Below are 10,682 nucleotides of genomic sequence, written 5' to 3'. Positions count from 1 at the left end.
CGCGCCAAAGGGCCGCGAAAGGTTCCCGGAGGAAGTCACCCATGTCTGCCCTGCTCGCCGCGCTCGCGGCCGCTGTTGATCCGAGCGCGATCGCGGTCGCTTCCATGTCCGCCCCGGCCGCGAGCGCGCCCACCGATACTGCGGTCGGTACTGCGACCGAGCCCGCGACGCAGGCGGGCGACGACATCGTCGTCACCGGCGCGCGCACCGAGGGGAGCCAGGATTACACCATCCCGGGGCAGACCACCGCGACCCGCATGAACCTGTCGCTGCGCGACACGCCGCAGTCGGTCAGCGTGGTGACGCGCGCGCAGATCGAGGATTTCCAGCTCAACGACGTCAACACCCTGCTCGGCACCGTGCCCGGCATCAACGTGCAGGCGGGCGAGACCGACCGCGTGTATTTCTCCGCGCGCGGCTTCGACATCCAGACGTTCCAGGTCGACGGCATCGGCGTGCCGTTCGCGTTCGGGATTCAGACCGGGTCGATCGACACCGCCTTCTACGACCATATCGAGGTGGTGCGCGGCGCGCCCGGCCTCTTGTCGTCGACCGGGAATCCGTCGGCCGTCGTCAACTTCATCCGCAAGCGCCCGACCCGCGACCTGCAGCTGCGCGCCTCCGCGCAATACGGCTCGTTCGACCAGTATCGCGGCGAGGCGGACCTGAGCGTGCCGATCACCAAGGACGGCAGCATCCGCGCCCGCGCGGTCGGCGCGTACCAGGACGGCGACAGCTACCTCGACCGCTACGGGCTGCGCCGCTGGGTCGGCTACGGCATCGTCGAGGCGGACCTGGGCGCGAATACGACGGTCAGCGCCGGCTACGGGCACCAGGACCACGAGAGCCGGGGCGCGATGTGGGGCGCGATCCCGCTGACCTACACCGACGGCACGCCCTTGAACTTCGACCGCTCCTCAAACGTCGCGCCCGACTGGTCGAGCTGGAACGTGATCGACCGGCAGATCTTCGGCGACATCACGCACAAGTTCGGCAACGGCTGGATCGCGCGCGCGAGCGCGATCCGCCGCGCGACCGACGAGAACAACACCTTGTTCTACGTGTTCGGCAACCCGTTGCGCGGTGCACCGGGCGGGATCGGGATCGATCCCGCGACCGGGCTGCAAGCCGGTATCCAGAGCTATCCCGGCAAGTTCATCGCGGAGACGCGCAACCTGACGATGGAAGCCTATGTCACCGGTCCCGTGACGATCCTGGGGCGTGAGCACGAGATCAACATCGGCGTCAACCGCAGCGCGCAGCGCTACATCCAGGGTTCGAGCTACGATTTCAGCACGGTGGGCAACCTGCTCCCCTACCCCGACCTGTTCGCGGGTAATTTCCCACTGCCCAACTTCCCGACCGAATTCTCCACCGATCCGGCGTCGAGCCAGAACACCCACACTCGACGCGAAACCGCCTACGGCCTCGTGCGGCTGAACCCCGGCGACGCGGTCAAGGTGATGCTGGGCGGCAACATCACGCACGCGAAGAGCACCGGCTTCACCTACGGCGCGAACACCGATTTCGACGAAACGCGCTTCCTGCCCTTCGCGGGCGCGACCGTGGACCTGTCGCGCAACCTGAGCGTGTACGGGAGCTGGGCAACGATCTTCAATCCGCAGAACGAGCAGCTCGACATCAACAACCGCAATCTCGATCCGATCGAGGGCGAGAATCTGGAACTGGGGCTGAAGGGCGAGTGGTTCGACGGCCGGCTGAACGCGACGGTTGCGGTGTTCCGGACGCGGCAGGACAATGTCGCCGAGGCGGCGGGCCGCGTGACCGACGCGAACGGCATCGACCGCACCTATTACGTCGGGGTCGACGCGCAGTCGGAGGGCGTCGAGATCGACGTCGGCGGACAGCTGGCGCCGGGCCTGCAGGTGACGGGCGGCTATACCTTGATGCGGATCGAGGACCCGGACGGCAATCCGGTGCGCCGCTTCGTCGCGCGCAACACCGGGCGGCTGAACGTCAGCTACTCGCTGCCGATGCTGCCGCAGCTGAAACTGGGCGCGGCGGCGCAGTACCAGAGCCGGATCATCTCGCCCTCGGGTCTGGGGCGGCAGGGCGATTACGCGCTGCTCGACCTCTTGGCGGCGTACAGCATCACCCCCAACATCTCCGCCGCGGTCAACCTGCGCAACGTCACCAACACGAAGTACCTGACCGCGACCAATTTCGACGGTGGCTATTACGGCGCGCCGCGCAGCGTGCTGGGCACGATCAGCGTGCGTTACTGAGGGCGGTGCGCGCTACTGAGGAGCACGGGAGCGACGCGTCGTCGCTCCCGCCCGCCGACCTGCCCGCCCGCCGGCTACGTCGATTTTCGCCGCGGGGCGTAATTGCGCTGTCATCTAAATGGCTGATACCCCGATCAAACGCGCGCCCGCGCCAGCGGCCGTCGAGCAAGGGGTGTCTGCATGGGTATCATCAAGAAAATCGTCGCCGACGATCGCATCGCGTTTGACGACCTGAGCTCGTCCCCGTTCGGCACGCTGACGCGCGATACCTTCTACACCGACGCGTCGTGGCGCGAGTTCCGCCTCGCCGCGGACACGCTCGGCACGCGTAGCGCCGCTCCCCAATCAGCGACGCCTGCGTCCGCGACCGCCAGCATCGTCAGCGCCGCGCCCGAGGGGTTGCAGACGCTGTTCCAGACCGGGTTCGACGGATTCGCTGCGGCGGGCTTCGCGCCGGGGGCGACGGGCACGCGGCTCGATTCCAACGTGTTCCGCGTGCTGGGGCTGAGCGACCTTCCCGCCCCCGCCTACGGCTTCACCTCGCCGACCGGCACGAGCGCGAACGATTTCGCGCGCGGCGTGATCCAGGGTTCGGCCGATCCGACCTCGGGCGGTATCTACTCGCCGTCGGCCAATGCGGCGCTGGTGGTGCAGGCGACCGGCAGCGACTTCGTCGAGGGCAATGGCGCGTTCGAGGCGCGGATTCAGAACACCAGCGGCTTCACCGCGACGGGCTTCGCGGTCGATTTCGACTGGGCGTGGCGCAACTCGGGCAACCGCGCTTCCTCGCTCCAGCTGTCCTACTCGTCGGACGGCGTGACCTTCACCGCCGCGCCGACGAGCGCCTTCACCACCCCGGGCGCGGCCACCGCGCCGGTGCCCGCGGTCTTCTCGCTCACCACCGCGATGGTGTCGATCGCCGACCTGGTCGTCGCCGACGGCGGTTACCTCTACCTCCGCTGGAGCCACCTGAGCTCGTCGGGCAGCGGCAACCGCGACGAATTCGGCATCGACAATCTGTCGGTCAAGGCGACCCTGACCGACGCGTCGACGCTGACCTTCGCCGACGTGACCGTGACCGAGGGCAATAGCGGGACCACCTTCGCGACGATCACGCTGACGCGCACCAGCGGCGAGGGCATTGCCTCGATCGCCTACGCAACCGCGGACGGATCGGCGCAGGCGGGCAGCGACTATCAGGCGCAGAGCGGCATCGTCACCTTCGCCGCGGGCGAGACCAGCAAGACGATCCAGGTCGCGGTGCTGGGCGATACGCGCAACGAGCCGAACGAGACGTTCTTCGTCAACTTCTCCGACGCGCAGGGCTTTCTCGCCCCCGACACGCAGGCGCGCGTCACGATCACCAACGACGACACCGGACCCGTCGCGATCTACGACATCCAGGGGCTGGGCCACCGCTCCGCTTACGAAGGGCTGACCGTGCAGACCGCGGGCGTGGTCACCGCGCTGCGCACGACGGGCTCCGACCGCGGCTTCTTCCTGCAGGACGCGACCGGCGACGGCGACACGCGCACCTCGGATGCGATCTTCGTCTCGACCGGCAGCACGTCGCCGACCGTCGCGGTCGGCAACGCGATCACGCTGTCGGGCACGGTTGCCGAGTACACGCAGAACGCCGCCAACCTGACGGTCACGCGACTGACCGGCGCGACCGCGATCACCGTGACCGAGGCGAATGCGGCGCTGCCCGCCGCGACGCTGATCTCGACCGAGGCGGGCGGCTACGCGCCCCCGACGCAGGTCGTCGACGACGACCGGTTGCAGAGCTACGATCCGAGCAGCGACGGCATCGACTTCTACGAATCGCTCGAAGGCATGCTCGTCACCGTGCGCGCGCCGCTGGTGGTCAGCTCGACCGACGGCATCGGCCAGACCTACGTCGTCGCGAACGGCGGGATCGGCGCGACCGGCATCAACGAGCGCTACGGTATCACCATCTCCGCGGGCGACAATGCGCCGGAGAAGATCAAGATCTTCGCGCCGGGCGGCGGCACGTTCGACCAGGGCGACGTGCTGGCGGACGTCAACGGCATCCTGACCTATTTCGGCAACGCCGGCGGCACCTCGGCGAGTTACGAGATCGACCCGATCGGCGCGCTGTCGGTCACCACCGACCGCGCCGCGCCGACGCGCGAGACCAGCGCGTTGACGGGCGACGCCGATCACGTGACGATCGCGAGCTTCAACGTCGAGAATGCCGACCCGGGCGACGGCGCGCAGAAGTTCGGCGCGATCGCGACCGAGGTGACGACGGCGCTACGCAACCCCGACGTGATCGCGTTGCAGGAAATCCAGGACGCCGACGGCGCGGGGACGGGCACCGACACGTCGGGCGCGGCGACCGCGCAGGCGATCATCGACGCGATCGTCGCGGCGGGCGGCCCGACCTATCGCTACACCGAGGTCGCGCCCGCCTACGGCACCACGGGCGGCGAGCCGGGCGGCAACATCCGCAACGGCTACCTCTACAATCCCGCGCGCGTCACGCTCGACGAGAGCAGCGTGCGCCTGATCGAGGACCAGGCGTTCACCGGCAGCCGGCGCCCGCTGGTCGCCACCTTCGAGTTCAACGGGCAGGACGTGACGGTGGTCAACGTCCACTCAACCTCGCGCGGCGGATCGGACACGTTGTTCGGTGCGATCCAGCCGCCCGCGCAGGCCGGCGACGGCTCGCGCACCGCGCAGGCCGCCGCGATCAAGGCGTATCTCGACGGCGTGCAGGCGGCGAACCCCGACGCCAATCTGGTCACGCTGGGCGACTTCAACGGTTATTACTACGAAACCGCGCTCCAGCGGCTGACGAGCGACGGCAAGCTTGCCAACCTGTACGACCTGCTGCCGGTCGAGGAGCGCTACTCCTACCTGTTCGAGGGTTACCTGCAGGCGTTCGACAATATCGTGGTGTCGAACAATCTGCTCGACGGCGCGAGCTTCGACGTCGTCCACTACAATGCCGAGCAGCCGGCGGGCGTGTATCAGGCGACCGACCACGACCAGCCGCTGGCACGGCTGTACGTGCCGCGCGCCAATGCGGCGCCGACCGATCTGGCGATCGACAATGCCGCGGTGATCGAGAATGCGGCGCCGGGCACGCGCGTCGGCACCGTTTCCGCGCAGGACACGGGCGCGCTCAGCTACACGCTGACCGACAATGCTGGCGGGCGCTTCGCGATCGACGCCGCGACCGGCGTCGTCACGACGCGCGTGGCGTTCGATTTCGAGGCGACGCCGTCGTTCTCGATCACCGCGCGCGCGACCGACGCGGGCGGGCTGTTCGTCGACAAGCAGATCACCGTCGCGGTGACCGACCAGAACCCCGAGAACGTGATCGGCACCGACGGCAACGACAGCGCGATCGGCGGCGTCGGCAACGACGTGTTCGCGATGTTCGGCGGCGACGACCGCGTCGACGGCGGCGACGGGTTCGACACGGTGGTGTTCGGCTACACGCTGGGTGCGGCGACCACCATCACGCGCACCGGCGTCCACGCGCTCACCATTTCGGGTCCCGAGGGCACCGACATCCTCACCAACGTCGAGGCGCTGCGTTTCTCCAACGGCACGGTCAACCTGGACAACGGGCACAGCGCGATCGACAATCTGTTCTACCTCCAGCGCAATCCCGACGTGCTCGAGGCGGGGATCGATCCGGTCGCGCATTACGTGCTCTACGGCACGTTCGAGGGGCGCGATCCCAACGCCTTCTTCTCGGTGCGCGGCTATCTGGGCGCCAACGCCGACGTGGCGGCGTCGAACATCGAACCCTTGTACCATTACCAGCGCTACGGCTGGCACGAGGGCCGCGATCCTTCGGCCGCGTTCGACACCACGCTCTACCTGCTCAACAACAAGGACGTGGCGGACGCCGGGGTCAATCCGCTGGAGCATTACCTGAACTACGGTCGGTACGAGGGCCGGAGCAGCTACGGCGCGATCGGCGACCAGATCGACGGCAACGCTTTCGACGCCGATTACTACCTGCTCGCCAACCCGGATGTCGCCGCGTCGGGCATGGACGCGTGGCAGCATTACCAGGCCTACGGCGCCAAGGAGGGACGCGATCCCAACGCGCTGTTCGACACGTCCGACTATCTTCGCGCCAACCCGGACGTCGCGGCGGCCGGCGTCAACCCGCTCGATCATTTCAACAACTTCGGCTGGCGCGAAGGGCGCGATCCGTCGGGCGCGTTCGACACGGAGGCGTATCTGGCCGACAATCCCGATGTCGCGCAGGCAGGCATCAACCCGCTGACCCATTATCTCGAGTTCGGTGCCTACGAACTGCGCGATCCGCACGCCGACGGCGTGCTGACCGGGACCAGCACGATCATCGCGTGACGCGCGGCATCGCCGTTTCTTCCAACACGGGAATGACGACTTGCGTTGGCGGACAGGAACGCCAGACTGTTGTTTCAGCATGAACCTCGCAGGGCATCCGCAGCAGCGGGTGCCCTTTTCTTGTCAAAGGGCGGCCACCCGCCGCGTCCTGCGCTCACCTGTCCCTCTCCCCACTCAAGCATTTGCGCGATTGAACCGCCGCGCGGTTCCGCTACATGGCGCAGGTGTCGGGGAGTGGCGCAGGCTGGTAGCGCACCTGGTTTGGGACCAGGGGGTCGCAGGTTCGAATCCTGTCTCCCCGACCATGCGATCGGCTGGCTGATCGTCAGCGTCCGGCGCGTCTCTCGGTCGCGCGAGCGACACGCGTTCCACTGCCTTGAACGCCGCTGTCGCCGGACCGCCTCGTCACCCGCATATTCGTACGCGTGAGGTGGTGACGATTGTTATTATGGTAGATTTTGCGGGAAAACGGCGCAAAGAACCCGCGTCCGGGAAAAATGTTCCCCACGCCCTGTCGGTCGGACGGTGGCAGCGGCGCGGGATCGGGGTGGAACGACGTGGCAGTGGATGAGGGCATCGGCCGAACGCGCGCGATGCCGGGTGAAGGTGAAGCGTTGACGCGCGCAGCACTGTGCGACGCGTCCGCCTGCACCGCGCGGCGCGACGTCCGGCACCGTGCCCGCCGCGCCAGCCTGTCCACCGTGCTCCTCGCCCCGCTCGCGTTCGCCGCCCCCGCGCTCGCGCAGTCGACGCTCGCGCCTCCGCCGCGCGGTGAGCCGCAGGGGTCGCTGGTGGTCAATCCGCAGCAGGGCGCGACGCCCCGTCCCCTGCCATCCTCGCCGCCCCCATCGTCCCTGCCCCCGTCGTCGCCCGCGCAGGTGCCCTCGGGCTCGCCGCTGTCGCCCGCGCCGGCGCCGATCCCGTTCGGGCCGAGCATCGCGCCCGCCCCCACCGCACCGCGCGGCGATCTGCCCACCATCCCGACCGACAACGCGCTGCCGCGCCGCGCGCGTCCCGGCGGGCTGCCGGTGCCGAGCGGCGATCCGCTCCACATCGATGCAGGCAGCGACCCGATCCTGCAACTGGCGCGCACGCAGACCGGCACCGACGCCTTCGCGCGCGCGATCGGCGCGGCGGTGGCGCGCAACCCGTCGCTCGACGAGGCGGGGGCGCAGGTCGACGAGGCGCGCGAGGCCCGCGGCGAGGCGCGCGCGCGGCAATTGCCGACCGCCGATCTGTCGATCTCGACGTTTCAGGTGATCGATCGCGCCTTCTCCAACGATCCGCTCAACGTGCTGGAACGCTCGCGCCCGCGCGCGCGCACCGACGGGCTCGTGCGCATCCAGCAGCCGGTGATCGACTTCGGCGCCAGTAACGCGCGCATCCGCGCCGCGCAGGCGCGGCTGGAGAGCGCGCAGGCGAGCGTCGAGGATACCGCCACCCGCCTCGCGCTCCAGGCGGTGTCGGCGTGGTACAACGTCTACGGCTACCGCGCGCTGGTCCGCCTGAGCGAGGCGTTCGGCGACAGCCAGCGCGATCTGCGCGGCAGCATCGAATTGCGCATCCGCCAGGGCGCGGCGGCGGCGGGCGACATCGCGCAGGTCGACAGCTACATCGCCGCGTCCGCGGCGCAGCTCGCCGATTTCCGCCGCCAGCTCGCCAGCGCGGAGGCGCAATATCTCGCGGTGATCGGCGAGCCCGCGCCCGCCGACCTCGCGCGCGCGCCGGTGCCCGCACTCGGCGGGATCACCGCCGCGACCCTCGCGGGCGAGACCGACCGGCTACCGCTGGTCCGCGCCGCCAGGCTGGGCGTGCAGGCGGCGCGCGCCGACGTGCGCGCGCTCCAGGGCGACCGGTTGCCGCAGCTGTCCGCCGGGATCGACGCCGGGCGCTACGGCATCGTCGAGACCGCGCGCGACTATGACATCCGCGGCAGCGTGACGCTCAGCATGCGGATCGGCGGCGGCATCGACCAGCGGATCGGGCAGGCGCAGGCGCGCGCGAGCGGCGCCGACGCGCGGTTGCGCCGCACCCAGATCGAGGTGCGCCGCGACGCGGAGATCGCGCTCGCCGACGTCGCCGCACTCGGCGACGCGCAAGGAGCGATCGAGGAGAATTACCTCGCCAGCCGGCGCTCGCGCGACGTGCTGGCGGAGCGTTTCCGCGTCTCGCGCGGGACATTGTTCGACTTGCTCGCGGCGGACAACAATTACTTCGGCGTCGCCGCGCGCTTCATCCAGACCACGATCGAACTCGACACCGCGCGCTACGCATTGCTCGCCCGCACCGGGCGGCTGCTGCCGGCGCTCAACATCCAACCCGCCGCGCTGGACCAACGATGACCGACACCGACACCCACGCGGTCGACCACCCGCGCCCGCGTTTCGCGCCGTGGCTGATCGAGCCGATGCTGCGCAACAAGGGCACCTACCTGAAGGTCGCGGTAGCCGCGGCGATGATCAACATCTTTGGGCTGGTCACCTCCCTGTTCACGATGACCGTCTACGACCGCGTCGTTCCCAATAACGCCTTTTCCTCGCTGATCGCGCTGTCGATCGGGCTGATGATCCTGGTGGTGTTCGACTTCCTGCTGCGCATCCTGCGCGCCTATTTCACCGACCTGGCGGGGGCGGACATCGACCATGACATCGGCGGGCGCGTGTTTCGCCGGCTGGTCGCGATCCGGTTGGACCAGAAGAAGGGATCGACCGGCGCCCTGACCGGCATGATGCGCGAGCTGGAAACGCTGCGCGACTTCTTCGCCTCCGCCACCATGACCGCCTTGGTCGACGTGCCGTTCATCCTGGTGACGCTCGCGTTCATCGCGATCCTGGGCGGGCCGATCGTGTGGGTGCCGCTCGCCGCGATCCCGCTCGTGATCGGCGCGGGCTGGCTGACGCGCCCCGCGCTCGACCGGCTGTCGGCCAAGTCGATGAGCGAGGGGCTGACCAAGCAGAGTGTGCTGGTGGAAACCGTCGGCGCGCTCGAGATGGTCAAGACCAGCGGCGCAGGCCGCCTGCTCGGCCGGCGGTGGAAGCGCGCCAACGAGCAGCATTCGGACTCGTCGGTGCGCCAGCGGCTGGTGTCGACGATCGCGACCACCGTGTCGGTGTCGGCCAATACGCTGGCCTATGCCGGCACCGTCGTCGCGGGCGTCTACCTGATCGCCGACCACAGATTGACGACGGGCGCGCTGGTCGCCTGCTCGATCCTGTCGGGGCGCGCGGTGCAGCCGCTCGCGACGATCGCGACCTTGCTGACCCGCCTGTCGGCGACGCGCACCGCGTACAAGCAGATCAACGCGATGATGGAGACGGGATCGGAGGAGCCCGGCGCGGGCGCGCTCCACCCGACCAGGTTCGAGGGGCGGATCGAGCTGAAGGGCGTCGAGTTCCGCTACCCGGGTGCGGCGGAGAAGACGCTCGACGGACTCAACCTCGTCATTCCCGCGGGACAGCGCGTCGCGCTCCTGGGCCGGATCGGGTCGGGCAAGTCGACGATCGCGCGGCTGATCCTGGGGCTCTACCCGCCGCAGGAAGGGCTCGTCATGATCGACGGCACCGACATCCGGCAATACGACCGCCAAGCGATGCGTGGCCTGATCGGCACCGCGCTGCAGGAGCCGGTGCTTCTGTCGGGCACGGTGCGCGAGAACATCGTGCTCGAGCGGCCCCACGTCGATGACGCGGAGATGCTGCGCGTCGCCGAACTGTCGGGCACGCACGCCTTCATGGGGCAGCTCGCCAACGGCTACGACCTGCGCCTCACCGACCGCGGCGAAGGGCTGTCGGGCGGGCAGCGCCAGTCGATCAGCCTCGCGCGCGCGCTCGCCGGCCGCCCGCAGTTGGTGGTGTTCGACGAGCCGACCAGCTCGATGGACCAGGGCAGCGAGGCGCAGCTGATCGGGCGGCTGGAGACGGAGTTGAAGGGCCGCACCTTCGTGCTCATCACCCACCGCCCCGCGCTTCTCCGGCTGGTCGAGCGCATCGTCGTGGTCGAGGGCGGCCGCGTGGTGCAGGACGGCCCGCGCGACCAGGTGCTCCAGGCGCTCCAGCGCCCGCGCGCCGTGGCATGAGT

4 protein-coding genes and 1 tRNA gene are annotated in these 10,682 nt (G+C 69.2%); all 5 read left to right on the top strand.

Going from position 1 to position 10,682, the window contains the following annotated elements; all coding sequences use genetic code 11:
- The first annotated feature begins 41 nt into the window (after positions 1–41).
- The 5 genes from ACFDS6_RS06585 to ACFDS6_RS06565 all read left to right on the top strand — a co-directional run bounded on the left by ACFDS6_RS06585 (position 42) and on the right by ACFDS6_RS06565 (position 10,680).
- Positions 42–2,246, top strand: a complete 2,205-nt coding sequence (locus tag ACFDS6_RS06585) for a TonB-dependent siderophore receptor (RefSeq protein WP_375271325.1) — start codon at positions 42–44, stop codon at positions 2,244–2,246.
- Between the two features lie 180 nt (positions 2,247–2,426).
- The gene (locus ACFDS6_RS06580; RefSeq protein WP_375271323.1) at positions 2,427–6,605 is read left to right on the top strand and encodes a Calx-beta domain-containing protein; all 4,179 of its coding nucleotides are present in this window, start codon (positions 2,427–2,429) and stop codon (positions 6,603–6,605) included.
- Between the two features lie 228 nt (positions 6,606–6,833).
- Positions 6,834–6,910: transfer RNA gene (locus ACFDS6_RS06575), tRNA-Pro, on the top strand.
- Between the two features lie 309 nt (positions 6,911–7,219).
- Positions 7,220–8,947 carry a TolC family protein gene (locus tag ACFDS6_RS06570; RefSeq protein ID WP_375271322.1) on the top strand — a complete coding sequence of 576 codons (1,728 nt, stop codon included), beginning with the start codon at positions 7,220–7,222 and terminating at the stop codon, positions 8,945–8,947.
- Positions 8,944–10,680 (top strand): type I secretion system permease/ATPase, encoded by a 1,737-nt coding sequence (locus ACFDS6_RS06565; protein ID WP_375271321.1) that lies wholly within the window; start codon positions 8,944–8,946, stop codon positions 10,678–10,680. The genes ACFDS6_RS06570 and ACFDS6_RS06565 overlap by 4 nt, the downstream gene beginning before the upstream one ends.
- The last annotated feature ends 2 nt before the right edge of the window (positions 10,681–10,682 follow it).

It is taken from the genome of Sphingomonas sp. (assembly GCF_042095875.1).
Classification (GTDB): domain Bacteria; phylum Pseudomonadota; class Alphaproteobacteria; order Sphingomonadales; family Sphingomonadaceae; genus Sphingomonas.
This window is presented reverse-complemented; position numbering and strand designations above follow the sequence as displayed.